Annotated in this window: 25 protein-coding genes; 17 read left to right on the top strand and 8 right to left on the bottom strand. The window is 60.2% G+C overall.

What is annotated here, in order from left to right; genetic code table 11:
- Positions 1-8: 8 nt before the first annotated feature.
- From ACX3VQ_RS07765 to ACX3VQ_RS07705, 13 genes are all read left to right on the top strand, one after another.
- On the top strand, positions 9-554 hold the full coding sequence (locus ACX3VQ_RS07765; protein WP_462580304.1) for a head-tail connector protein: 546 nt from the start codon (positions 9-11) through the stop codon (positions 552-554).
- A 172-nt stretch (positions 555-726) separates the two neighbouring features.
- Complete coding sequence (locus ACX3VQ_RS07760) at positions 727-1,113, top strand: DUF3168 domain-containing protein (RefSeq protein ID WP_462580303.1); 387 nt, start codon at positions 727-729, stop codon at positions 1,111-1,113.
- 14 nt (positions 1,114-1,127) lie between these two features.
- Positions 1,128-1,535 carry a phage tail tube protein gene (locus tag ACX3VQ_RS07755; RefSeq protein WP_462570612.1) on the top strand — a complete coding sequence of 136 codons (408 nt, stop codon included), beginning with the start codon at positions 1,128-1,130 and terminating at the stop codon, positions 1,533-1,535.
- Positions 1,532-1,846 (top strand): GTA-gp10 family protein, encoded by a 315-nt coding sequence (locus ACX3VQ_RS07750; RefSeq protein ID WP_462580301.1) that lies wholly within the window; start codon positions 1,532-1,534, stop codon positions 1,844-1,846. The genes ACX3VQ_RS07755 and ACX3VQ_RS07750 overlap by 4 nt, the downstream gene beginning before the upstream one ends.
- On the top strand, positions 1,843-2,049 hold the full coding sequence (locus ACX3VQ_RS07745) for a phage tail assembly chaperone (RefSeq protein WP_462580299.1): 207 nt from the start codon (positions 1,843-1,845) through the stop codon (positions 2,047-2,049). The genes ACX3VQ_RS07750 and ACX3VQ_RS07745 overlap by 4 nt, the downstream gene beginning before the upstream one ends.
- Positions 2,033-2,608: a tail tape measure protein gene (locus tag ACX3VQ_RS07740; protein ID WP_462580298.1), complete on the top strand. Its 576-nt coding sequence runs from the start codon at positions 2,033-2,035 to the stop codon at positions 2,606-2,608. The genes ACX3VQ_RS07745 and ACX3VQ_RS07740 overlap by 17 nt, the downstream gene beginning before the upstream one ends.
- A 15-nt stretch (positions 2,609-2,623) precedes the next feature.
- Entirely contained in the window at positions 2,624-4,945 is a 2,322-nt protein-coding gene (locus ACX3VQ_RS07735; protein ID WP_462580297.1) for a DUF2460 domain-containing protein, read from the top strand.
- Positions 4,945-5,757 carry a DUF2163 domain-containing protein gene (locus ACX3VQ_RS07730; RefSeq protein ID WP_462580296.1) on the top strand — a complete coding sequence of 271 codons (813 nt, stop codon included), beginning with the start codon at positions 4,945-4,947 and terminating at the stop codon, positions 5,755-5,757. The genes ACX3VQ_RS07735 and ACX3VQ_RS07730 overlap by 1 nt, the downstream gene beginning before the upstream one ends.
- A complete protein-coding gene (locus tag ACX3VQ_RS07725) occupies positions 5,754-6,167 on the top strand; it encodes an NlpC/P60 family protein (protein WP_462580295.1) in 414 nt (137 codons plus the stop codon). Before ACX3VQ_RS07730 ends, ACX3VQ_RS07725 begins: the two co-directional genes overlap by 4 nt.
- 12 nt (positions 6,168-6,179) lie before the next feature.
- Positions 6,180-8,366 carry a GTA baseplate fiber-binding domain-containing protein gene (locus ACX3VQ_RS07720; protein WP_462580294.1) on the top strand — a complete coding sequence of 729 codons (2,187 nt, stop codon included), beginning with the start codon at positions 6,180-6,182 and terminating at the stop codon, positions 8,364-8,366.
- Positions 8,367-8,384: 18 nt separating this feature from the next.
- Positions 8,385-8,843 carry a DUF2793 domain-containing protein gene (locus tag ACX3VQ_RS07715; protein WP_462580293.1) on the top strand — a complete coding sequence of 153 codons (459 nt, stop codon included), beginning with the start codon at positions 8,385-8,387 and terminating at the stop codon, positions 8,841-8,843.
- Between the two features lie 185 nt (positions 8,844-9,028).
- Complete coding sequence (locus ACX3VQ_RS07710) at positions 9,029-10,102, top strand: OmpA family protein (protein WP_462580291.1); 1,074 nt, start codon at positions 9,029-9,031, stop codon at positions 10,100-10,102.
- A 230-nt stretch (positions 10,103-10,332) separates the two neighbouring features.
- Entirely contained in the window at positions 10,333-10,761 is a 429-nt protein-coding gene (locus tag ACX3VQ_RS07705) for a superoxide dismutase family protein (protein ID WP_462580290.1), read from the top strand.
- A gap of 81 nt (positions 10,762-10,842) precedes the next feature.
- Here the strand turns inward: ACX3VQ_RS07705 and ACX3VQ_RS07700 are convergent, their stop codons facing one another.
- From ACX3VQ_RS07700 to ACX3VQ_RS07670, 7 genes are all read right to left on the bottom strand, one after another.
- Entirely contained in the window at positions 10,843-12,450 is a 1,608-nt protein-coding gene (locus tag ACX3VQ_RS07700) for an MFS transporter (RefSeq protein ID WP_462580289.1), read from the bottom strand.
- Positions 12,451-12,476: 26 nt separating this feature from the next.
- A complete protein-coding gene (gene queC, locus ACX3VQ_RS07695) occupies positions 12,477-13,172 on the bottom strand; it encodes a 7-cyano-7-deazaguanine synthase QueC (RefSeq protein ID WP_462580288.1) in 696 nt (231 codons plus the stop codon).
- Positions 13,173-13,247: 75 nt separating this feature from the next.
- A complete protein-coding gene (locus ACX3VQ_RS07690) occupies positions 13,248-13,658 on the bottom strand; it encodes a DUF3617 domain-containing protein (RefSeq protein WP_462580287.1) in 411 nt (136 codons plus the stop codon).
- 88 nt (positions 13,659-13,746) lie between these two features.
- On the bottom strand, positions 13,747-14,655 hold the full coding sequence (hslO, locus tag ACX3VQ_RS07685; RefSeq protein ID WP_462580286.1) for an Hsp33 family molecular chaperone HslO: 909 nt from the start codon (positions 14,653-14,655) through the stop codon (positions 13,747-13,749).
- Between the two features lie 36 nt (positions 14,656-14,691).
- Entirely contained in the window at positions 14,692-15,624 is a 933-nt protein-coding gene (gene argF / locus ACX3VQ_RS07680; protein ID WP_462580284.1) for an ornithine carbamoyltransferase, read from the bottom strand.
- Positions 15,624-16,808: an acetylornithine transaminase gene (locus tag ACX3VQ_RS07675; protein ID WP_462580283.1), complete on the bottom strand. Its 1,185-nt coding sequence runs from the start codon at positions 16,806-16,808 to the stop codon at positions 15,624-15,626. Before ACX3VQ_RS07675 ends, argF begins: the two co-directional genes overlap by 1 nt.
- Before the next feature lie 121 nt (positions 16,809-16,929).
- On the bottom strand, positions 16,930-17,694 hold the full coding sequence (locus ACX3VQ_RS07670; protein WP_462570637.1) for a cold-shock protein: 765 nt from the start codon (positions 17,692-17,694) through the stop codon (positions 16,930-16,932).
- Positions 17,695-17,943: 249 nt separating this feature from the next.
- On the opposite strand from ACX3VQ_RS07670, the gene ACX3VQ_RS07665 reads away from it, so the two are divergent.
- Entirely contained in the window at positions 17,944-18,432 is a 489-nt protein-coding gene (locus ACX3VQ_RS07665) for a protein tyrosine phosphatase family protein (RefSeq protein ID WP_462580282.1), read from the top strand.
- A gap of 20 nt (positions 18,433-18,452) precedes the next feature.
- Here the strand turns inward: ACX3VQ_RS07665 and ACX3VQ_RS07660 are convergent, their stop codons facing one another.
- Complete coding sequence (locus tag ACX3VQ_RS07660; RefSeq protein WP_462580281.1) at positions 18,453-19,874, bottom strand: amidohydrolase; 1,422 nt, start codon at positions 19,872-19,874, stop codon at positions 18,453-18,455.
- A gap of 59 nt (positions 19,875-19,933) precedes the next feature.
- Between ACX3VQ_RS07660 and ACX3VQ_RS07655 the strand changes: the two genes are divergently transcribed.
- From ACX3VQ_RS07655 to ACX3VQ_RS07645, 3 genes are all read left to right on the top strand, one after another.
- Complete coding sequence (locus ACX3VQ_RS07655; RefSeq protein ID WP_462580280.1) at positions 19,934-20,353, top strand: hypothetical protein; 420 nt, start codon at positions 19,934-19,936, stop codon at positions 20,351-20,353.
- On the top strand, positions 20,346-21,305 hold the full coding sequence (locus ACX3VQ_RS07650) for a sterol desaturase family protein (protein WP_462580278.1): 960 nt from the start codon (positions 20,346-20,348) through the stop codon (positions 21,303-21,305). The genes ACX3VQ_RS07655 and ACX3VQ_RS07650 overlap by 8 nt, the downstream gene beginning before the upstream one ends.
- Before the next feature lie 127 nt (positions 21,306-21,432).
- Complete coding sequence (locus tag ACX3VQ_RS07645; RefSeq protein ID WP_462580277.1) at positions 21,433-23,019, top strand: GMC family oxidoreductase; 1,587 nt, start codon at positions 21,433-21,435, stop codon at positions 23,017-23,019.
- Positions 23,020-23,043 lie beyond the last annotated feature (24 nt).

Below are 23,043 nucleotides of genomic sequence, written 5' to 3'. Positions count from 1 at the left end.
AGAAAAAGATGAAGCGGGCAATCCTCCAACCTGCCGATGTGACCGGCGCGGCCCTGGATGACCTCAAGCAGTGGCTCGGCATCTCCCGTGACGCTGAAGACAGCCAGCTTGTCGGCTTGCTCCATGCCAGTCTTGAACTGTGCGAGGGCTTTACCGGCCAGATGCCGCTCGAATCGGTCTGCGAAGAGGTTCACGCTTCTGCGGCACGCTGGCTTTGCCTCACCACTGCGCCGGTGCGCGCAATCACTGCGGTCAACTCCATGGCAGTCGACGGAACGCAGGTGCCGATCGATCCCGCCGCGTATGAAATCGATATATCAGCGGAGGGGATTGGCAGCATTCGCCTGCTCCAGCCGGTTTCAAGCGGCACAATTGCTGTGACATTTGTGGCTGGAATCGCAGCTGAGTGGAGCGCGCTGCCCGATGCGCTCAAACATGGCATCATCCGGCTTGCCGCGCATCACTATCTTACCCGAGATGCGGCAGGCCGCGACGGGCCTCCGGCCAGCGTTGCCGCCCTGTGGCGGCCCTGGAAACGCCTGAGGCTTCGATGATTGCAACCGATGCCGCGGCGCAAATATCCGCGGCCGTTCAGCGGCTTGAACGCCTCGCAGCGCGGCTCACCGCGGCAAGGGCAAGCCTTGTGGGCAGCGAGGCGCAATCGAACCATGACCATTGGTACCTGCCCGAGCTGCTCTGGCCGACAATTCTGAAAGACCGAAAGTGATGGAAAATCTGCTGAGAGCCGCCCTTCTCGAGTGGCTCCGCACCGATCCGGCCCTCTCATCGCTTAATGCAGTGGAAGAAGAAAGTCCGCTGTCATCGAGCGTGCCGTGGCTGGGCATTGCCGCTTCCGCTTCGACCGACTGGAGCACGAAAGATGCGACGGGACGCGAAATCCGCGTGGCGCTCGAATTGGCGACGCAGGGCGATGATCCGCTCGCCGATGCCAGCCTCGTTTCAGCAGTCGAGCAGCGCATCGAAAGCCTGCCGCAACTGCAGGGCAGCTTTGCCGTGATCAGCGCGCGATTTCTGCGCGCCAGAAGCGAACGCAGACCAAACAACCGGCGGGCAGTCCTGCTCGAATACCGGTTCCGTATCCTTGCCAACTAACGGAGTAACACGCGATGACCGCTCAGAAGGGTTCTGCCTTCCTGCTCAAGATCGGGGACGGCGCGCAGCCCCCCGTATATGACACTGTTGCCGGCCTTCGGACCACGCAGCTCTCGATCAATGGCGACACGGTGGTCGTGACGCACAAGCAATCCGGCGGCTGGCGCGATCTGCTTTCCGGTGCGGGCACCCGATCGGTATCAGTCAGCGCGGCCGGTATTTTCCTGGGTAGCGCCGCTGAAAACGCCGTCCGCAGCCATGCTCTGGCCGGAACCGTCGAGGACTATGAGCTCTCCTTCGAAGACGGGAGCAAATTGCAAGGCCGCTTCCTGGTCCAGCGCCTGGATTACGCCGGGGATTTCAACGGTGAACGCAACTACACGCTCCAGCTGGAAAGCTCGGGCCCGATTGTTGCGGCATGATCCAACCGGCAAACCCGCTGCGTGGCGAAGCCAGCATTGAACTGGGCGGCAAGTGCTTCGTGCTCCGGCCCAGCTTCGAAGCTCTTGTTGCCGCCGAGGAAGAGCTCGGCTCGCTTTTCGCCATTATTGATCGGGCGGCGCAAGGCTCTCTCAAGATTTCCGAGATTGCGGGCCTGGTTTGGCATTGCCTGCCGCCGCAAGATCGGCCGCAGCGCGTGGCAATTGGCGAAGCGGTGCTCAACCTGGGCATGGTCGAAGCCGCCAAGCCGCTTCGCGCGATCTTCGCCCAGGTGCTCAAGGGCCGCCAGTGAGTGACCGGCTGGCCGACGAACTGCCGCGTTGGATTGCCTTGGCCTCGCAGTGTCTCGGCTGGACCCCGGATGTGATCTGGCAGGCCACGCCGGACGAACTGCTGATGGCGCTGAGCCATCCCGATGCCGACAGCAAAAACCCGCTTACCCGCAGTGAATTTGAACATCTGATCGAAAGCGAGCGCAATGGAAGAGACGATTGAAGAGCTAGTGATCGACGTGCGCGCAACCACGGATGGTTTCGCAAGCGACCTGGCCAAAATGCGCTCGTCGCTGGACACAACGCTGGTCGATGGCTTCGATCGCGCCGGAAATTTGCTTGAGCGCGGGCTGCTGAGCGCCATCCGCAGGGGCAGCCTGGGATTCGAAGATCTCAAGCAGGCGGCTTTCCGGGCGCTAGACCAGATCGCCGCGCAGGCGATCCAGACCGGGCTGGGTTCGATCTTCGGTTCGGGCAGCGGCGGCGGAATTGGCGGGCTGCTTGGCAGCGCGCTGGGCGGCCTGTTCGGCTTGCCGGGGCGTGCAACCGGCGGGCCGGTTTCGCCCGGGCGTGGGTACCTGGTTGGCGAACGCGGCCCGGAACTGTTCCTGCCGACAAGCGCAGGCCGTGTCGAACCCTTGCCCTCAGGCCAATCGCCTGTGCGTGACGTGAGGGTAGCGATCCAGCTCGGCGCTCCTGCCGGAACATCTGCACCCACTGCGCTGCAGCGATCCTCGCGCCAGCTCGCGAGCGCCGTACGCCGTGCGTTGCAGGAAGTCTGAGAAGGAATAAGGGCGATGGCATTCTGGCTAGCGCGCAGCCGCCGCGAACAGCAAAGCTCGTTCATCCAGAGATTCGATCCACGTTTCTGGACGATCGATTTTCCGCGCCCGGCGATGGCTTCGGTCATTACCACCGGGCCTGACAGCATGCGCGTCGATTGCGAGTTCCATCACGAGGGAGAATTGGCCGGCCTTATCTGGGAGAGCGTCGATAAACTCGACCACCCCCTTCTCGCCTATGAAACCAGCCTGGACTATTCGCGCACCACACTGTCTTTCAGGTGGCAGTCGACGGGCTTGATCCCGCTCGATCAGGCCAACGGTCCGACATTGACGATCGAAGGGCGCGACCAGGCGGGCAATGCCAGGACGTGGTTCGTGCGCCTGTGGAATTATGCCATTGGCACGCCGACCGATGCGCAAATCAGCCTGCCATTCTCGAATCTGGGCGGGGGCTGGTTCCTGCCGGGCGACCCGGTGAATGCAGCCGCGATAGACCGCATGTTCATCTCGCTCGTCCCGCCCGGCTATGTCGCATCCAGTACCAAGCCGCTTCCCCAGCGTGCCAACGGTCATGCACTCGTTAGCGGGATCAATTGCGATGGTCACAACGCCATGCTCGAGATCGGCGACGTGTTTCTGCCCGAACATGGCGAAGGGCTCGCGACAGCCTATGACGATGCCTTCAATCAAACCCCCGCGCGCCTGGTGCGCAACATGTTCGGGCTCGGCTACCGCGAGGAGGTGATCCATTATGTGGGAATGAGCCACTTTCCCCGCCTCAATGGCGCAGGATCAGCTTCACTCAAAGTCGCTCAACCCGCCGCGCTCTGCACGCCCGCATCCCAATGGCATCAAAGCTACTTCGCAACTTGTCGCGAGTTCGGCTTTGACACGATCACTTCACTGTCCTTCGAGCTGTTCGATGAATATTGTCCCGACGACTGGAAACAGCGTGCGCACGACGGCACGCCCGCGCAAACCGGGTGGGTCCCGCCTTCTTCACTGCTATCGCCTGCCTCGGGCGCCGCGATGGCCTGGTTGCAGCAAGCCGCAGCAGAGTTCACAGCGCTCCAGCAGGCAGCACTTCAGACTGCCAAATTCCAGATCGGCGAACCCTGGTGGTGGGTCATGGCCGATGGGCGGCCATGCTTTTACGATGCCGCCGCCACAACCGCCTTTGGTAGTACGCCGCCGATCATTACCGACATGCGCGCGCCGCTCGACACGGCCCAGCAAGCGCTGCTCGATCAGGCTGGCGTGCTGCTCGCCCAAGCCACTGCCGATCTGGCCCAGGCAGTGCGAAACGCCGCATCGGACACGGCGGAAATCCGGCTGCTCATCTTCACGCCCACCATACTCGATCCGCAGATGCCCGAAATGCGCCGCGCCAATTTGCCGGGCGGCTGGGCCTACCCCGCGTATGACCGGTTGCAGCTTGAAGATTATGACTGGTTGACCAGCGGCGCCGATGCCCTGCGCAAGGCAGCCTATGCCGAAATAGACGAGCGACTGGGCTATCCGATCACCAAGCAGGATTATCTCGCCGGGTTCGTGCTCGACCCGGCTGATGCTGAGCTGCTGTGGCCACGGATCGATCGCGGCCTCGATCAGGCCAGGGCGCGTGGGATTGCGCGTCGCTTTGTCTGGGCGCTGCCGCAAATTGCCCGCGACGGCTACACCCGACTTGCTCCACCAGCAGAGGAAACCATGCAAGCATTCGACAATGTGCTCTATCCCTTCGAGCTTGGGCGGGCTGCCAGCGTCAGCCCCGAATTTTCCACCTCGGTACTGGTCACCGCATCAGGGCATGAGCGGCGCAACACACTGTGGTCTGATGCCCGGCTCCATTTCGACGTCGGACCCGGGATTCGGTCAGAAAAGGAACTTTCACAGCTTATTGCCTTTTTCCGCGCACGGCGCGGTGCAGCGCGCGCCTTCCTGATCAGCGATACGTTCGATTTCAGCAGCAACGGTATGACCGACAGCGCCACAGCCAATGACCAATTGCTCGGCACGGGCGACGGCAGCATATCGCAGTTTCAACTGGTGAAGCGTTATGGCGAAAGCGACCCGCAAGTCCGCCCCATCAGCCGCCCTCAAAGCAGCACAATACGGGTAAGCGTTGATGGTGCCGAAGTGTTCAATTGGTCGCTTCTGGAAGGCGGGAAGATCGAGTTCGATTTACCGCCAGCTAGCGGCGCAGAGGTGCGTGCTGGCTTCCTGTTCAACATTCCCGTTCGCTTCGCCGAAGACCGGATCGATGTTTCGGGCTTCAATTTCCTGGCAGGGGAAGCCCCCAGCATCCCGCTGGTTGAAGTGCGCGAGGCCATCTGATGCCTGTTTTCTTCAAGCAAGAGCTTGAGCCTGTCGCAACATTCTGGCGCATTTATCGCAGCGACGGTGTGACGCTTGGCTTTACAAGCCACGACCGCGACCTGTTCTTCGCGGGACTGATGCACCGTGCTGCTCCAGGCATGGTCCCATCTGCCATCCGCCGCACCCGTGACCTGTCACCGGACAGTGCCGAAGTACAAGGTGCGATCTCGCATGATTCGATCAGCCAATTCGACCTTGAAGCCGGGCTGTTCGACGAAGCGACCATCGAGATCGGCGCGGTGAATTGGGAGAGCCTGGCCTTCGACGTGATCTTCGCCGGTAATCTTGGCCGCATGGAAGAAGGACGCAGCGCCTTTACTGCCGAACTCAAGTCAGCAAAAGCACTGCTCGAACGCGATCTTGTCCCGCGCACCAGCCCTACATGTCGTGCGGGTTTTTGCGACAAGAACTGCGGCCTTTCCGCTCAACGCTTCACACAGCTAAAATCAACCAGCAGCATCGATATTGATGCGAACCGTGTGCAAATAAACGGCATCACCCCATCGAAATTTCTCGATGGACAGCTCCGCTTTCGAACCGGCCCGCAAACCGGCCTGGTATTCTGCATCATTGCTGTCGACGCATCTGGGTTCTTGCTCGATCGGCCGCTGGCAACCGGCACCGCGCAGCAACTTCCGGTCGAGCTCCGAGAAGGCTGCGATCATCGCTTCGAAACTTGCAGCAATCGCTTTTCCAACAGCGTCAATTTTCGCGGTGAACCTTTCCTGCCCGGCAACGACCTGCTGGCACGATACCCCAAACCGCAATGACAAGGGCGGGCGGGCGTGTCGCCGAAGCGGCTGCGGCCATGATCGGCACTCGTTTTCGCCTTCACGGCAGGCATCCGCGCCACGGCCTCGACTGCGTCGGCCTGGTTGTCTGCGCACTTGCGGCAAGCGGACACCCGATCAAATTGCCAATGGGCTACCGCTTGCGCAACAATTCGATCGAAAGCCAGCTGGCAGCTGCCGCGGCGGGTGACATGGTGGAAGTTTCAGGCGGCTTGCTGCCCGGCGACGTCGTGATGGCAATCCCCGGGCCCACGCAGCATCACCTGCTGATCGCCGAAACCCCGCGCTCCTTTGTCCACGCCGATGCCGGGATTGGCAGAGTGGTCAGAACCTTCTCGCCACTGCCCTGGCCGGTTGCGAGACGCTGGCGGATCAAGCCCAACATCTGAGGATTTCCAGTCATGGCAACTATATTGCTTACCGCTGCCGGCACCTTTGCCGGCGGCCCGCTCGGTGGGGCGATAGGAGCGCTTGCCGGGCGCCAGATCGATGCCGCGATCGCAGGCAACCCCGCCCGCGCCGGGCCCCGCCTGAAAGAGCTCTCCGTGACGACTTCCAGCTATGGTCAGCCGGTCGCCCGCCACTTCGGCCGTGTGCGGGCTTCAGGAACGGTGATCTGGGCCACAGAGCTCGTCGAAACAAGCGAGACCAGCGGCGGCGGAAAGGGCAAGCCGAAGACGACAAGCTTCAGCTACTCGATTTCCTTCGCAGTGGCATTGTCGAGCAGGCCGATACAATCAGTTGGCAGGATCTGGGCTGATGGCAATCTGCTGCGCGGCAACGCAGGCGACCTGAAAGCGGGAGGTCTGCTGAGAATTTACAATGGGTATCGCGACCAACTGCCCGACCCGCTGATTTCGGCTGCACTGGGATTAGAGGCACCGGCGTTTCGCGGCCTTGCCTATGTTGTCTTTGAAAATCTGGCGCTCGGCGATTTCGGAAACCGCATTCCGGCGCTGACTTTCGAAATCTTCGCCGACGAGCAAGGGCCAATCGCCCTATCGGACATTGCGCCAGATACGATTGCGGTCGGCGCATTGGGTGAGCTTCCGGAATTGCTTGGCTTTTCCGATGAAGGGGGAGATCTCGCAGGGACGCTAAGCATCGTCGATCAGGTTTTCGATATTGCGAGCGTTGCCGATGGAAAGGGCCTCTCGCTGAATCGGGTGTCCACTGATCAAGTCCAGATTATCGAATTGCCAGAGGAGATTACGGTCCGGGAAACGCGGACGTCAACTACCAACCAGGGACGCGAACGGACGCGCGCTACCGGCATCACCGGGGGCCCTAATGCACTCAGGTATTATGATCCGGCTCGTGATTATCAGATCGGAATTCAACGGGCGCTCGGCGACCCGCGAAAAGGCCTGGAGCGCACCGTCGAATTCCCTGGCACACTGGCAGCACAGGACGCACGGTCTCTAAGCTTGAAGATGGCGCAGGATGCTCGCTGGCGCAGAGAGCAGCTGACCTGGCGCATCGCTGAGCTGAACCCTGAGCTGATACCGGGAAAGATCGTCAGGTTGCCGGGGCAGCCCGGTCATTGGGTGATCGCGAGCTGGGAATGGCTAAACAGCGGCGTCGAGTTGGCGCTGGAACGCATTGTGCCGGCCAGTCCCACCAGCTTGCAGGCCGATCCGGGCACACCGATGCTCCCGATAGACATACCTTGGGCGTCAAGCTGGCTATGGACCTTCGAATTGCCACAGGACGGAACGGGCGCGGGTGCGAACGGGGCATACTTTGCGGCGCTTTCCGCAGAAAATGCAGGTTGGCCAGGGGCCTCGCTTTATCTTGATCAAGCAGGTGCGTTATTGCCGCTCGTGGGAACAAGCCGGAATCGCAGTGTAGCCGGAACGCTGGCTTTGCCGCTTGCTGCGTCAAAATCGCAAATCCTTGAACAGCGTTCGATTATCGAGGTCGAGCTGATTGCAGGCGATCTGGGCTTTGCGTCCAGCACCGCCGCCGGATTGGCAGCTGGCGCAAACAGGCTCCTGATAGGAGCTGAAGTTGTCCAGTTCCTGGAGGCCGAACAACTGACCGAGACACGCTGGAAGCTTTCCGGCCTGCTTCGCGGTCGCGGCGGAACCGAGCACCATGCCCTTGCGGGACATCCGGCCGGGCGCGAAGTCGTGCTGCTGGATGATACGCTAATACAGCTCGACGCAGGCCTGATTGCAGGTATTGCCGCGCAAGTTACAGCGATCGGCCTTGGAGACGATCAGCCCGTAGTCAGCCGATTGCAGCCAAGCGGCATCTCTCTCAATCCGCCCGCTCCGGTCCATGCGCGCATGACGTTGCAAGCGAATGGTGACTGGCACTTGCGCTGGGCTAGGCGTGGGCGCGGCCAATGGCGCTGGCCTGATTTGGTTGACACGCCGCTGGTTGAAGAGAGCGAGGTATACCAGATCGGGCTCGGCCCAGTGGAAACGCCGCTCGTTGACTGGACCGTTACCACAGCCGAGCTGCTGATCGACGTTGCGACGATCACCCAACTCGCCGCCATCCATGGCACCGAAGCGCTGTGGGTTCGACAAATCGGTACCTACGGCAAATCTCCAGCAACTTTCATTGCCAGTATTACTTGAATTTTAGCGGAGCGTACAATGACCCAACCAAGCATCTTCAACAGCACTACACCCCGCTTCTCATTACCGTTACTATTCGCGGGCCAGGCGCAAAAAGAGTTTTTCGTCAATGAAGCACATGTACTGATCGATGTCCTGATGCACATGTCAGTAATGGGGCTGGCTTCAACTCCGCCGTCGACGCCAGCCGAGGGGGAATGCTGGCTGGTAGATACGGCACCCACTGGAGAGTGGGCGGGGCACATTGATTCCATTGCCTTCTTTGCGGCCGGCGCCTGGAGCTTTCTCAATCCCGTTCCAGGCATGCGGGTATTCAACATCAGCCAAGGGCAATATCACCTGTTCGACGGTACGTGGAATGCTTCTGTTGCGGTCGCAATTCCGACCGGCGGTGCGACCGTGGATACTGAGGCGCGCCAAGCGATCGAAGGCCTCCTTTCAGCGCTACAGTCGCAAGGGATTTTGCCAAGTAGTTGAGGGAACCAAACCTGATATCGGGACGTTCCAACCCTAGCGGGATTGTATAGGCGCTGGATCACATGATCTCGCCCTATGAAGCTTTAATGCAACAGTTCCAAACTAATGTCTGCTTGCCTCCGCCCCGCCAAGAGGTTAGAAGAAACTACGACTTTTAGTTTGTACGTGAGAAAGGGAATTTAACTATGCGCAGACTTGTCATAGGACTGGCAATGGCGTCGACAGCGCTTGCCACGCCTGCACTTGCCCGCGATGGCCAATGGTATGTTGGCGTTGATGGCGGCGTGATGCTCGTTGAAGATGCCAATGTAAAAGATACCTCTATCACCGTGGATCATACCGAAGGTTTCGATTTCGGTGGCGTGGTCGGCTATGATTTTGGCGGTTTCCGGCTTGAATCCGAAGCCAGCTACCGCGAGGCAGATCTTGATACAATCGACACCGGTCAAGGAACTTTCGAAGGCCAGGGCAAGGGCAATTTCCTGAGCTTCATGCTCAATGGTTTGCTCGACTTTGGGCCTGATGACGGACTTCAGGGTTTTGTCGGCGGGGGTGTTGGCGTTGCGCGCTCGGATCTCACGGGAACGATCGACTCCAGCGGCCCGGGTCTTTACAATGACTCGGACACGGGCCTCGCTTGGCAGGTTCTGGCTGGCATTCGTGCGCCGTTGAGCGGGAACTGGGATGTTGGCCTGAAGTATCGTTACTTCAACGCTCCCGACGTGAACATTGTCGATGTGACTGGCAGTGCGCTCGAAACCAATATTACCACGCACTCTATACTGGGTTCGTTGATTTACAATTTCGGCGCGGAAGCACCACCTCCTCCTCCGCCTCCGCCGCCACCTCCTCCGCCTCCTCCGCCGCCGCCTCCCCCGCCGCCGCCGCCGCCTCCCCCGGCTCCGGTATGCAACACGGGCCCGTACATCGTCTTCTTTAACTGGGACGAATCGGACATCACGCCGGAAGCCGCGACGGTGCTCGATAACGCTGTTACCGCTTATGCCGATTGCGGCACGGCAAGCGTGATGTTGGCAGGGCACACTGACCGTTCGGGTACGGTGACCTACAACATGGGGCTGGCAGGACGTCGCAATGCTTCGGTCCGCGAATACCTGGGCGGGCGCGGCATTCCTGACAACCGTATTGCCAGCGAAGCCTTTGGCGAATCGCAGCCTCGCGTTCCGACCGAAGATGGTGTGCGCGAACTTCAGAACCGTCGGGTTGAAATAACCTACGGCCCCGGTTCGGGCATGTAAGCTTCGGCTCTCGTCAGAAAGCTGAAAACTCTGAAAGGGGCCGGAGCAATCCGGCCCCTTTTACGTTATAGGCAAGGCATGGGAGTAATAAGGTAAGTGACATGCGAAGAAGTATTTCAACATTTGCGTCCGTCTTCATCAGCCTGACTGCCGGATGTGGAGTACCCAGCAACAGCGGAGAACCGACTGAAGCTGGGGCGGAAAGACAAGTCCTCGCAGAGGGAATATTCATGGACCGAGATGGAGCGGAATTGGGAACTGTTCATTTCTTCCAGGATAAAGGTGCTGCAATCATTGATTTTTCAATCGCGGGGTTGCGGTCAGGTGAGCACGCAATCCACCTTCATACCAACGGTCTTTGCGAAGCGCCTGAGTTCGTGTCAGCAGGTGGTCACCTCAATCCATCGGGCGCAACACATGGAAGCCTGAGCGAAGGTGGAAAACATCTGGGCGATCTGCCCAACATCGAAATCCCTGGCACGGGCTCACTTGCCCAGCAAATTGTGATCGATGGCGACTTGGCCTCGATCCAGTCCGCAATATTCGACGAAGACGGAACTTCAGTCATGATTCACGCCGGCCGGGACGACTATATGACCGATCCGGCCGGGAATGCCGGTCCACGCATTGCTTGTGCCGTTCTCAACCCCGCAAGCTAGCTTCTGGGCTATTCTCGCGAATCTGAATTGGACTCAGGACTCATCGAGCGCCTGGCTAGGCCCTTATGAGTCCTTCCTTGCCTAAATTCCTGTTTCCCCAGCAGCCCTGGCTCGCGAAAGCAATGTCGCACTTGCACGAGGGACCAGCCTGATAGCTCCGGTAACCAGGGCAACGCCGATTGGCATGATCCACAGGGTGGAGATTACGCCCTTGGAAAGGTCCTCGTTGTTGATCGATGAAACATAGCCGGCGAGATAGGGCCCCAAGGCCAGGCCAACCAAGGTAGTGGCCAGAAAAAAGGTCGCCGTTGCGACGCCGCGCATCCGCGGCAAGACAAGCGACTGGCTCGTCGCCGCTGCGGCCCCGAGCGCAGAGGCGGTTAGGAATTGAGCAAAGAACGCCAGGATGAAGAAAAGTGTCAGGTTGTCAGTGGTGAACAGCCAGTATGCCACCGGCACCGGGCTCACCAGGCCAAACATCACCACATACAAGCGCCCGGCCGGATCGCGCTCAAACAGCCAATCGGCTGCACGCCCGCCTAGCGTGACCCCAAGAAATCCCGCTACTGCGCTCGGTCCACCGATCCAGAACCCGAGGCTCCCCTTGTCAATATCAAAGACGCGTTCTGCATAAGGTGCAGTCCAATACGCACTCGCATAAGCCATAAATGCGACCGTGCCGTATCCAAGAATCGTGCACATGAATGCCGCAGACCCCCAGGTCAGCCGGAAAGTCGGCAAGTCGCGGCTCCGCAGCGAACTCGCCCAGCAGAATACCGCATAGTATCCGATCGCCAGCAGGGTCCACTGATCGGTGATCGGCGCGTAGATCAATCCCTCACCCGAATCGAGCAACTCAGTAAGCAGTTTCGCAATGCCGAATGAAATTGCCAGAACGGAGACATTAAGCGCCAATGCACCTCCGCCTCGCCGTGCGGCACCCAGAATCGTGAAGGGCGGAATTACAGTCAGAAGCTCCGTCACAAAACCACGAAACGGCGCCGGGTCCGATGGGGTTTTTATGCCATCGATGGCTCCGCGGATCGGCTCCCTGAGCGTCAATACCCAAAGCGCCAAGAGCAGGCCCGGCAGACCTACCGCAATGAATGCTGCTTGCCATCCTGCGAGATTGAACGGCCCGCCATCGGGGAAGGCTTCGTTCCATCGCTCCACGATCAAGCCGCCGATAAGGAGCGAGATGCCTCCTCCAATATAAAGCCCCGAACTATAGATCGCGAGCGCGGTGGCGCGAAGTCGCGCAGGAAACCAATCCGAGATCAGTGAATAGGCCGAAGGGCTGGCAGTTGCTTCGCCAACCCCTACCCCCACCCTGGCCACAGTCAGTGTAGCTGTATCGCGCGCGAAACCGGAAAAAGCTGTCATTGATGACCAAAGCGTCAGGCCGATGGCCATAAGCCGAACACGTTTCCAGCTGTCCGCCAGCTTCCCTAGCGGGATGCCGAACAGGGCATAAAAAATGGCAAAAGCGGTGCCGTAGAGAAAGCCGAGATAAGCGTCATCAACGCCCAGGTCTGCCTTGATGTCATTGGCCAATATGGAGAGAATTTGTCGGTCGATGAAGTTCAATACGTAGACGAGAACCAGAACCCCTAGCGCGTACCAGCTATAGGCAGGCACCCCTTGGGCTTCGATCTCGGCGGACTCGTGCCGAGCGGCCTGTTCCGACATGCAATTCTCCTGAAAGCGGCGGCCAGTCAAGCCGCATAGCGGGTGCTATCGTGAACGCCCGCTTGGGCAAACCCCTTTTTTCGCAGTCGACAAGAATCGCACAATCCACATGCCGTTCCCGCTTCCGTGGGATCATAACACGACCAACTCCAGACCGGATCCAACCCCAACCTGGAACATTCTGACGCAATGTCCGCTTTGGTCATGTATTGAAGCGGAGCGTGAATCTGGAAAGCTTGGCCCTCTACTCCGGCCCTGGTGCCCAACCGCGCTGTTTCTGCAAAGCTGGAAATGAACTCCGGACGACAATCAGGATAACCCGAATAGTCGAGAGCATTGACGCCAATGTAGATATCGCGCGCATTGGCCGCCTCTGCTGCGGCAACAGTCAGTGAAAGAAATACGAGGTTGCGGGCCGGAACGTAGGTCACCGGAATCGATGCCTCAACTCCAGTCTTGGGGACATCGATATCCGCTGTCAGCGCCGACCCGCCAAAAGCGCGCAGGTCGAGCTCCAGTTCGATATGACGTTCTACCCCCAGCTTCTCGGCGATCCGCTTCGCCGCTTCCAGCTCGCGCCGATGGCGTTGACCATAGTCGATCGACAGCGCGTGGAGCGGATGCCCGCGTTCCTTCGCAATTGCTGCGGTAACCATGGAATCAAGCCCGCCGGAAAGCAGGACCAAAGCCGGCCCGGCCTCAAAATGCCCACTATCAGTCATCGATCCGGATTAGCGTTTGGCTCAACGGATGCAAACCCAAAGTCCCTGGCGGAAGGGTGAGGTTCAGCCCGATGACTACTCGCAGCTGCCGGTTCGCCGTGCCTCGGCCACCAAATGGAAGGGAAGGCCGCCCGCGATACCCTGGCTCTCGATCTGAGCCAATGTGGCCGTTTCGCGCCTGACGCTTGTTCGGCCGTAGCCGTTTCCGCGACAGGTATACTGCACCGTCGTCAGTCCCGGCGCATCATCCACCACAAAACGGCTGCAATTGCGTTCCTGGTGCTGGAGCTGGATCAATTCCTCGCCTGAGCGAAGGCAAATCTTGCGTGCGGGCGAACCATCACGAAAGCGAACGGTCCACTCGCCCTTCTGCAGGCTGTCAAACACGACCGGATGCTTTGGCTGTGCCTGCCCATGGGCAACAGCAGCCCCCGTGGCCAAAGCCACCCCGGCAATCACAGCCAACCATTTACGAGCGTTCAACATTCCAAAGTCCAAGCCATTTTTTCCGCGTGTATTGACTCCCATGCTAGCTAACTAGCGATAAACCGGTCCTGAACAGCGGCGAACCGAATTAGTGGCGAAGAACGAACTCACGCGAACAAAAAGCGCAGTCCACCACGATTTCACCTGCATCGTTGCGCATTTCATCGCGCTCGGAATGCGGGAATCGGGCAATGACACTTTCGAAATGCGCCACAGTGCAGCGGCAGCCCTTGGATAGGCGCGCGCCGGGCTCTGCCCTGATCTCGCCTTCCTCGTGGAACAACCTCCACGCGATAGCCTCCATCGACAACGCAGGATCGACCAGTTCGGCATGGCTGAGGGTTCCCGCCAATATTGCGACGTGCTCCCAGTCAGGATGATCCGGTTGCGCGTTCAGCCGCTCGCGCCCTTCCTCTCCTGCGGGCAAATGCTGAAGCAGTAATCCACCTGCTACACATCCGCTTTCTGTTGCCCGCGCCCCCACCTTGAGCAAGGTCGGAACTTGTTCCGACTGATAGAAATAACGCTCACAAGCGGCAGCCAAGGACGCTCCCTCCAGCGGCACAATCCCCTGGTATCGCTGACCTTTGCCAGTCTCGAAGGTAACGGCAAGCGCTCCCTGCCCGAACAGCGCCGCAAGCGACGTATTCGCGCCCAGCCCCTTGAGCGCGGCCGAGTCAAAATCGGCATAGCCGCGCAACTCGCCATCGCGATAGTCGCAAACGAGCAAGCGCACCGGCCCCTGCTGCGTTTGCGCCTGCATCGTCAGCTGTGCACCTTCCTCTTTCAGCAGGCTTCCCATCAGAGCCGCAATCACCAGAGCTTCCGCCAATAGGTGCTTGACCGGTGCAGGGTAATCATGCGCACTGAGGACTTGATCGAGCACGCGATCCAGCCTCACTGCGCGTCCGCGCGCATCGCGAGACGGCAGACTGAAGCCAAGAATCTGGTCTGCAAAGGTTTCAGGCAAGTCTGTCATGCGGGCAATATGGGCCATGGGCAGCAGAAGATAAGAGCCCGGCGTGCCAAAGGTTCAGAGTTGACCAAAGCACCAGCGCAGCACCGCCTTTTGCGCGTGGATGCGGTTTTCCGCTTCGTCGAACACAACCGATTGCGAGCCTTCGAACACGCTTTCAGTTACTTCATCCCCGACATGCGCCGGCAAACAATGCAGGAAGATTGCATCAGGTTTTGCCCTGCCCATCAACGCATCATTGACCTGATAGGGCGCCATTGCGGCGAGCTTTTCCTCAGCATGTGCCTGCCCCATCGAAATCCAGGTGTCGGTCACAATGACATCCGCGCCCTGCGCCGCAGCGGCTGCATCCTGAGTAAGCGTGACAATCGATCCGCTTGCCCGCGCCATGTCCACAAATTCCGGTTCCGGCTCATAACCCTTCGGGGTGGCCACTCTTACGTTGAACTTCATCAATGCAGCCGCTTCAAGGATCGAATGCAGCACATTGTTGCCATCGCCGAACCATGCGACCTCTAGCCCAGGCAGAGGCTTGCCGTGCTCGATCACTGTCAGCAGGTCTGCCACGATCTGGCATGGATGCGACCGATCGGTGAGGCCGTTGATCACCGGTACACTGGCATGCTGCGCCATTTCCTCGATCTTGGCATGGTCGTCAGTTCGCAGCATGATCGCATCAACCATTCGGCTGAGCACGCGCGCAGTATCGGCTATGGTCTCGCCGCGACCGAGCTGGCTCGACGCCGCATCGAGGACCAGCGTGCCGCCGCCAAGCTGGCGCATGGCGATATCGAAGCTCACCCTTGTCCGGGTCGAACTCTTTTCAAACACCATCCCCAGCACCCGCCCCGAGAGCGGATGATCGGTATCGGGTTCACCTTTCGGCAAAGCCTTGCGAGCTGACTTGCGGTCGATCGCGTCGTTCAGCATCGCAGCGATTGCGTCTCCACCCGCATCGCGGAGATTGAGGAAGTGACGCGGCTGCGACATCACGCATCCGGCGAATAGCTCGCCGTCCCAGCCGAAAGCCTTTCAAAAAATTCGTCAATTTCGGCGTCGCCGATTACCAGCGGCGGCAACACCCGCAGCGTGTTGTCGCCGGCAGCTACGGTCAGCAATTGGTGATTGTCGCGCAGGTGGACAAAGAATGGCCTGCTTTCGGCCTTCATCTTGATCCCCAGCATCAAACCCCTGCCGCGCACGAGTTCGAACAATTCGGGATAATTGCCGATGAACTGCTCAAGCCGGCTGCGCAGGCGCTCGCCCTTCTCGCGCACCGATGCGAGAAACTCATCATTGGCGACAGCTTCCATCACCGCACTTCCAGCAGCCATCGCCAGCGGATTACCGCCGTAAGTCGAGCCATGCGTGCCAAACACCATGCCGCGCGCCGCCTTTTCCGTCGCCAGACAGGCGCCAAGCGGGAAGCCGCCACCGATTCCCTTGGCCGTCGCCAGGATATCGGGCTCGATCCCGTATTGTTCATAGGCGTAGAGCGTACCGGTCCGCGCGACCCCGCATTGCACTTCATCGAGCACCAGCATCAGATCGTGCTGGTCAGCCAGTTCGCGCAGGCCCTTCATGAAGCTGTCAGATGCCGGGCGAATACCGCCTTCACCCTGGATCGGCTCTACCAGGAACCCAGCCGTATGCGGGCCCATCAATGCCTTGGCCGATTCCAGATCATCGAACTCGGCGTATTTGAAGCCCGCAAGCAGCGGAGAGAAGCCGTGGTGCATCTTTTCCTGATTGGATGCACTGATTGTGGCCATGGTGCGCCCGTGAAAGGCGTTCTTGAATGTGATCAGTTCAAACCGGGTCTCGTCACCATCATGCTGGTGATAGGCGCGCGCGGTCTTGATCGCGGTTTCAACTGCTTCAGCACCCGAATTGGTGAAAAAGACCGTGTCGGCAAAGGTGTTGTCAACCAGCGTCTGCGCCAGTTTCTCGCCTTGCGGGCTGCCGTAAAGGTTCGAAACATGCATCAGGGTTTCAGCCTGTTGCTGGATCGCCTTGATCAGGCCCTGATGCGAATGTCCGAGCAGGTTTACCGCGATACCGCTGGCGAAATCGAGATATCGCGTGCCGTTTTCATCAATCAGATGACAGTGCTCGCCGCGCACCGGGCGCACACCGCAGCGGGGATAGACAGGCATCAGGGGAGAGATCGACATGGGTGAAACCTCAGGCAATTTTCGAATCGGACAAATGAGAAATGGCGGCCCCAAGGACCGCCATTCCGCGTCGTTTAAATGCTGGCAGGCGGTCGGTCAATTGACCGCGCCAAGCAGGTGATCAACCCTGGACGGGGGCGAGGTTGACCGCCGAGTGCTTCCCTCGCCGGTCGACTTCGAGATCGAACTCGTAACGTTCGCCCTCATTCAAACCCTGGAGCCCCGAACGTTCGACAGCACTGATGTGCACGAAAGTATCGGGCTGGCCATCGTCGCGCACCAGGAAACCGAAGCCCTTCATCGAATTGAAGAACTTCACGGTACCAGTGGCCCTTTCGCCGGTCAGCTCGCGCTGCGGCGCCGCAGGGCGCTTTTCTACCGCGATCACATCGCCGACAACCTGCAGATCCTGGGCGGAAACCTTGCCGCCACGGTCCACCAGGTTGAATTCAAGCTCCTGGCCTTCGGCAAGACTCTCTAGCCCCGCACGCTCAACCGCGCTGATATGGACGAAGATATCTTCGCCGCCGCTGTCCTGCTGGATGAAGCCGAAGCCCTTCTGGCCATTGAAGAACTTGACCGTTCCCTTGCCAGTGCCGACGACCTGTGCAGGCATGCGATTGAAACCGCCGCCTCCGGCTCCGCCGCCTCCGCCAGGTCCGCGGCCACCGCCTCCGGGGCCGCGCCCGCCGCCACCGCCGAAGCGATCACCGCCACCGGGGCTGCGATCTTCACCAAATCCACGGCCACCACCACCGAATCGATCCTGCTGCCCAAAATTGTCGCGTGGGGGGAAATTATCGCCGCCACCGAAGGGATCGAAGCCGTCTTCGCCGAATCCGTCGCGCTTGTCCCGGCCCCGGCGGCGCCCTCTATCGTAACCCATAACTTAATTCGTACCTTGTCTCTCCGCCCGAACAAACTCACATCGATACCGTGAACGGAAGACGGTATCGTTGCTCGGCAGACATCGCGACATAAATGCCGCAACCCCTACCTGAATGCATGTAACATAGCGCACAAAGCCCTACGAGGCGAATAATTTAACATCGCCTCCCTTATTGCCGCAAAAATGTGACATTTTCGCATTCTGTTCGTTGCTGCAAATGCTTGCGCCGGAGCTTGCAATTGGGTGATGAGTCAGGCGAATCGCACCAATCCTGTGCGCAAATACGGAGACAATGCGATGAGCGAGTTTCGCGAACTTTCGCCAACCATGATGGTCAGCCCGCAAGTCAGGCCGGCCGATATAGCAGCAGCGGCCCAGGCGGGCGTGACGCTGGTGATCAACAACCGGCCAGACGGGGAGGCGCCCGACGAGCCGCAAGGCCCCGAAATCGAAGCCGCCGCCCGTGCCGCTGGCATGGATTACATCGCCATCCCGATCGGCCATTCGGGCTTCAGCGAACCGCAAGTAGAGGCAATGGAGCAAGCGCTGGCCGGTGCCAACAAGGTGCTGGGCTATTGCCGCAGCGGGACACGATCGACGCTGCTGTGGTCATTGGCGCAGGCGCGCAGCGGCGTTGATCCCGATGAAATCGCCGCTGCAGCGCGAAACGCCGGTTATGACGTGTCGCCGGTCCGCCCGGTTATGGACATGTTCGCCGCGCAGGCCCGGGGCTAGCTACGGGCAATCCCCAAGGCCTATTTGCGATAGTCGAGGGGAGGCGCACGATCTCCCAATAGTGAGCGATACTGGAAATCCGGGCCGCGCGACTGGTCGAACTCGGCCTTGGCTTCCGCACGCAATTCTTCGTTGGTGAACAGCTCGGCCGCCATCAGTGCCATCGCCTTGGCGGCGACCTGCGTTCCCTTGACGCCAATCGAATGGCCGCTTGCAGCCACCGCCTGCCAGCTATGCGCGCTGGTGCCGGGCACCCATGTCGCGGTGCGCACGCCCACAGTCGGCGTGGCCCATGAAACATCCCCCACATCGGTTGAACCGTACCCCAGGCTCTTTTCGTATGGCTGGACTTCAGCCGCGCTTTCAAGCGGCTTGGCTGCATCTCCCAGCGATTGCTGGATCTCCGCCGCCCATGCGCGTTCTTCGTCCGTATAATCGACCCCGCCCACCTGGCGCAGCTTGGCATCCATCACCCTCGCCAGCGTTTCGTTGACCAGCAACGGATTGTTGCCGTGGATGATTTCCCAATCGACCTTGGTGCCGGTGCCCAGCGCCGCGCCGCGTGCCGCGTCTTCCAGCCTTGCCCAGATTTCCTCGACACCCTCGGGATCGGGATGGCGCACGTAATAGAATACTTCGGCGAAATCGGGCACGACATTGGGCGCATTGCCGCCTGCTGTGATCACGTAATGCATCCGTGCCTGCTGCGGCATGTGCTCGTGCATCATATTGGCCATCGTGTTCATCGCCTCGACCCCGTCAAGCGCCGAGCGGCCGCGCTCGGGCGCGCCCGCGGCATGGGCTGAAATACCGTGAAAACGGAATTTGGCCGAACGATTGGCCAGGCTGGTTTGCGCGGCGGCGCTGTTTTCATCATCGGCGTGCCAATGAATCGCAATATCGACATCGTCGAACAGCCCGGCCCGGGTCATGTAGACCTTGCCCGATCCGCCTTCTTCCGCGGGGGTGCCATACAGCCGGATGCGGCCCGGCGTGCCGGTAGCCTCGAGCCAGTTCTTGACCGCAATCGCAGCAGTCAGCGATCCCGCGCCAAACAGATTGTGGCCACAGGCATGGCCAGCCCCCTTTCCATCAACCGGATCGCGCGCTGCCGAGACCGACTGGTTTATACCGGGCAGCGCATCCATTTCCGCCAGAATCGCAATCACCGGACCTCCCTTACCCCATTCCGCTACAAAGGCGGTCGGGATTTCGGCAATGCCTGCGCGGATGGTGAAACCTTCTGCGGCAAGCTCTTCCATCATCAAACCGCTTGATCGCCGTTCAAGATAGCCAAGCTCGGCCCAATCCCACAGCTGCCGGGCAACCCGCTCGGTTCGCTCTTGTTGCGCTGTTACTTGCGCAACGGGATCTGCTTCCTGTGCGGCGAGCGGCGCAGCGGCCAATGCCGTGACGGCAAGCAGTCTGGAAATTGATTTCATCGGAATTCCCCTTCTACATCGCAGCTTGCCGCAAAGTTCGCGCCGTGCCAATTGGCAAGATGATGAATTTGCCGCCTGAAATTCTCCAGTTCCTTGGCTCGCTGGTCGCCATCCTCGCGCTGGCTTGGATTGCCTATGCGCTGGGGCTTGGCGGCATGCCCAAGCTGACCGATGCGGATGCGGCGCACAAAGCTGCGGGCGAAGTGGCGGACGGTTTCCAGCCACGCGAGACTTGCGTCGACCGCGATGGCAAGGCCGCGATCCTGCGCGATACTGCTGGCCGGATCCTGCTGCTGAAGCCGCATGGAAACAAGTTTGCCGGGCGAATCCTGGGGCCAACGGCGCGCGCATGGCAGACAGACGGAATGCTGGTGGTTGACAGCGGCGAGCGCCGCTATGGCAAAGTTTCGTTGGACATCGCTGACCCTGACGCTTGGGCTGACGCTGTAAATGCATTAGGATCGCAGGGTCATGCCTGATTTCTCGCCTACCGATTATGCCGTGCCCGGATTTGTTGCGCTGGTGCTGATCGAGATGATCTGGGCCTGGCGCAGGCGCCCCGACGCCTATGAGCCGCGCGATACGCTTACCAGCCTGGCCTTTGGCCTCGGCAGCACGGTTGCCGGCCTGCTGACCGGCGGGGCATTCTTCGCGCTGTTCCTGGCCGTGTGGGAATTTCGCCTGGTCGATTTCGGCCCCGAATGGTGGAGCGTGTGGTGGGCCTGGCCACTGTGCTTCGTGCTCGACGATCTCAAGTACTACTGGGTCCACCGCGCCGGGCACCGCATTCGCTGGATGTGGGCGGCGCATGTGAACCACCATTCAAGCCAGCATTACAACCTTTCGACCGCGCTTCGGCAAAGCTGGACCGGGGCCTTGACCTTCGGCTTCGCCTTCGCCCTGCCGCTGGTGCTGATCGGTTTCCACCCCGTGATGATCGCCATTTGTGCGGGGTTCAACCTGATCTACCAGTTCTGGATCCATACCGAGGCGATCCACCGGATGCCACGCTGGTTCGAAGCGGTGATGAACACGCCCAGCCACCACCGTGTTCACCATGCCACCAACCCGCGCTATCTTGACCGCAATTATGCCGGCGTGTTCATCGTGTGGGACAAGATGTTCGGCACCTTCGAGCCCGAAGATGACCGGGAGCCGATCCGCTATGGCATCATCAGGCAATTGGGCAGTTTCAACCTGCTGTGGGCCGTGTTCCACGAATGGATCGGCATGGTGCAGGATATCTGGCGCGCGCCGTGGCAGCACAAATTGTCATATCTGCTACGCGAACCGGGCTGGAGCCATGACGGCAGCCGCGACACATCCGACACGATCCGCGAGCGTTGGCTGGCGCGGCAGGAAGGCGCAGCGGCTATCCAAAACCCAGTGGCCGATCAAAACCCGATTGCGGGACAGGGCGAGCCTGCCTAACACTCTCCCCATAGAGCGATTTCGAGCGCAGTGGAATCGCTGTGCGACTTGGAAATCGCGGTAAAACAAACGATTAGGGCGGGCAGTCTGACGCAGTCAGAGCGAAATCCGCTCTAGAGGAGAGAGCATGGACACGTTCGATTATATCGTGATCGGTGGCGGCAGCGCGGGCAGCGCGGTTACCGGGCGGCTGGCCGAGGATGGCAGCAAGACGGTGTGCCTGCTTGAGGCAGGCGGGCGCAACAACAACATACTGGTCAAGACGCCAGGCTTCATGCCCTTCCTGCTGAAGAACGCCAATTACCGCTATGAGACCGTGCCGCAGAAAGGGCTCAATGGCCGGATCGGCTACCAGCCGCGCGGCAAGGGATTGGGCGGTTCGAGCGCGATCAATGCCATGGTCTATATTCGCGGCGGCAAGTGGGACTATGACAATTGGGCCGCGATGGGTTGCAGCGGCTGGGCCTATGATGACGTGCTGCCCTATTTCAAACGCAGCGAAGGCAACATCAGGGGCGGAAGCGATTATCACGGCGCCGATGGCCCGCTGTCGGTTGCCGACCAGAAATGGCCCAATCCCACCAGCACCGCCTTTGTCGACAGCGCGGCGCAGCTGCAATTGCCGCGCAATGCGGATTTCAACGGCGAGAAGCAGGAAGGCTTCGGGCTTTACCAGGTGACGCAGAAGGGCGGTGAGCGCTGGTCAGCCGCGCGCGCCTATGTCGAGCCGCTGCGGGGCAAGCCCAATCTCGATATCCGCACCGGCACGTTGGTCGAAAAGCTGGTGATCGAGCAAGGCCGGGTCACCGGAGTCGCGATCAGGCGCGGCGGCAAACGCGAAGTGGTGAAGGCGCGGCATGGGGTTATCCTGTCTGCCGGCGCGTTCAACAGTCCACAGATCCTGATGCTCTCGGGCATCGGCCCGGCCGAGCATCTCAGACAGCACGGGATCGACGTCGCGCTCGACAAGCCTGCTGTCGGCAGCGAATTGCAGGACCATATCGATTACGTCTCGGGCTGGGCGACTGAATCGACCGACCCGATCGGCAATTCGCTGGCGGGTACCTGGCGGATGATCAAGGCGATCATCGAGCATCGCCGCCACCGCACCGGGATCATGACCACCTGTTATGCCGAAAGCGGCGGCTTCTGGAAGGTGATGCCTGATGCCCCCGCACCCGATGTGCAGTGGCATTTCGTTCCGGCCGTGCTGGAAGATCATGGCCGCGAGAAAGTGAACGGGCATGGCTTCTCGCTCCATGCCTGCGCGCTGCGCCCCGAAAGCCGGGGCACGGTGCGCCTGAATTCAGACAACGCCGCCGATGCGCCGCGGATCGATCCCAATTTCCTTGATGACGAGCGTGATATGGCGGTGATGCGCGCAGGCGTGCGGCTGTCGCACAGGATCGTCAGTGCTCCGCCACTGGCCGATTATCACCCGGTCGACCGGCATCCGATCAATATCGACAATGATGCCGAACTCGACCAGCTGATCCGGAGCCGTGCCGACACTGTCTATCACCCCGTCGGCACCTGCCGCATGGGCGCGGACGAGGGGAGCGTGGTCGACACGCAGCTCAAGGCACGCGGGATCGAGGGGCTGTGGATTGCCGACGCATCGATCATGCCGAAGATCGTGAGCGGCAATACCAATGGGCCGAGCATCATGATCGGCGAGCGCTGCGCCGATTTCGTGAAAGCCGCACCAAGCTGAGCCTCGCCAAACAAAAAGGGGGCG

The sequence above is a fragment of the Altererythrobacter chaiwopuensis genome (assembly GCF_054957735.1).
This window is presented reverse-complemented; position numbering and strand designations above follow the sequence as displayed.

Coding starts and splice junctions, on each gene's coding strand:
- ACX3VQ_RS07765 (WP_462580304.1), top strand. CDS start 9: ATGAAGCGGGCAATCCTCCAACCTGCCGATGTGACCGGCGCGGCCCTG.
- ACX3VQ_RS07760 (WP_462580303.1), top strand. CDS start 727: ATGGAAAATCTGCTGAGAGCCGCCCTTCTCGAGTGGCTCCGCACCGAT.
- ACX3VQ_RS07755 (WP_462570612.1), top strand. CDS start 1,128: ATGACCGCTCAGAAGGGTTCTGCCTTCCTGCTCAAGATCGGGGACGGC.
- ACX3VQ_RS07750 (WP_462580301.1), top strand. CDS start 1,532: ATGATCCAACCGGCAAACCCGCTGCGTGGCGAAGCCAGCATTGAACTG.
- ACX3VQ_RS07740 (WP_462580298.1), top strand. CDS start 2,033: ATGGAAGAGACGATTGAAGAGCTAGTGATCGACGTGCGCGCAACCACG.
- ACX3VQ_RS07735 (WP_462580297.1), top strand. CDS start 2,624: ATGGCATTCTGGCTAGCGCGCAGCCGCCGCGAACAGCAAAGCTCGTTC.
- ACX3VQ_RS07730 (WP_462580296.1), top strand. CDS start 4,945: ATGCCTGTTTTCTTCAAGCAAGAGCTTGAGCCTGTCGCAACATTCTGG.
- ACX3VQ_RS07725 (WP_462580295.1), top strand. CDS start 5,754: ATGACAAGGGCGGGCGGGCGTGTCGCCGAAGCGGCTGCGGCCATGATC.
- ACX3VQ_RS07720 (WP_462580294.1), top strand. CDS start 6,180: ATGGCAACTATATTGCTTACCGCTGCCGGCACCTTTGCCGGCGGCCCG.
- ACX3VQ_RS07715 (WP_462580293.1), top strand. CDS start 8,385: ATGACCCAACCAAGCATCTTCAACAGCACTACACCCCGCTTCTCATTA.
- ACX3VQ_RS07710 (WP_462580291.1), top strand. CDS start 9,029: ATGCGCAGACTTGTCATAGGACTGGCAATGGCGTCGACAGCGCTTGCC.
- ACX3VQ_RS07705 (WP_462580290.1), top strand. CDS start 10,333: ATGGACCGAGATGGAGCGGAATTGGGAACTGTTCATTTCTTCCAGGAT.
- ACX3VQ_RS07700 (WP_462580289.1), bottom strand. CDS start 12,450: ATGTCGGAACAGGCCGCTCGGCACGAGTCCGCCGAGATCGAAGCCCAA.
- queC (WP_462580288.1), bottom strand. CDS start 13,172: ATGACTGATAGTGGGCATTTTGAGGCCGGGCCGGCTTTGGTCCTGCTT.
- ACX3VQ_RS07690 (WP_462580287.1), bottom strand. CDS start 13,658: ATGTTGAACGCTCGTAAATGGTTGGCTGTGATTGCCGGGGTGGCTTTG.
- hslO (WP_462580286.1), bottom strand. CDS start 14,655: ATGGCCCATATTGCCCGCATGACAGACTTGCCTGAAACCTTTGCAGAC.
- argF (WP_462580284.1), bottom strand. CDS start 15,624: ATGTCGCAGCCGCGTCACTTCCTCAATCTCCGCGATGCGGGTGGAGAC.
- ACX3VQ_RS07675 (WP_462580283.1), bottom strand. CDS start 16,808: ATGTCGATCTCTCCCCTGATGCCTGTCTATCCCCGCTGCGGTGTGCGC.
- ACX3VQ_RS07670 (WP_462570637.1), bottom strand. CDS start 17,694: ATGGGTTACGATAGAGGGCGCCGCCGGGGCCGGGACAAGCGCGACGGA.
- ACX3VQ_RS07665 (WP_462580282.1), top strand. CDS start 17,944: ATGAGTCAGGCGAATCGCACCAATCCTGTGCGCAAATACGGAGACAAT.
- ACX3VQ_RS07660 (WP_462580281.1), bottom strand. CDS start 19,874: ATGAAATCAATTTCCAGACTGCTTGCCGTCACGGCATTGGCCGCTGCG.
- ACX3VQ_RS07655 (WP_462580280.1), top strand. CDS start 19,934: ATGATGAATTTGCCGCCTGAAATTCTCCAGTTCCTTGGCTCGCTGGTC.
- ACX3VQ_RS07650 (WP_462580278.1), top strand. CDS start 20,346: ATGCCTGATTTCTCGCCTACCGATTATGCCGTGCCCGGATTTGTTGCG.
- ACX3VQ_RS07645 (WP_462580277.1), top strand. CDS start 21,433: ATGGACACGTTCGATTATATCGTGATCGGTGGCGGCAGCGCGGGCAGC.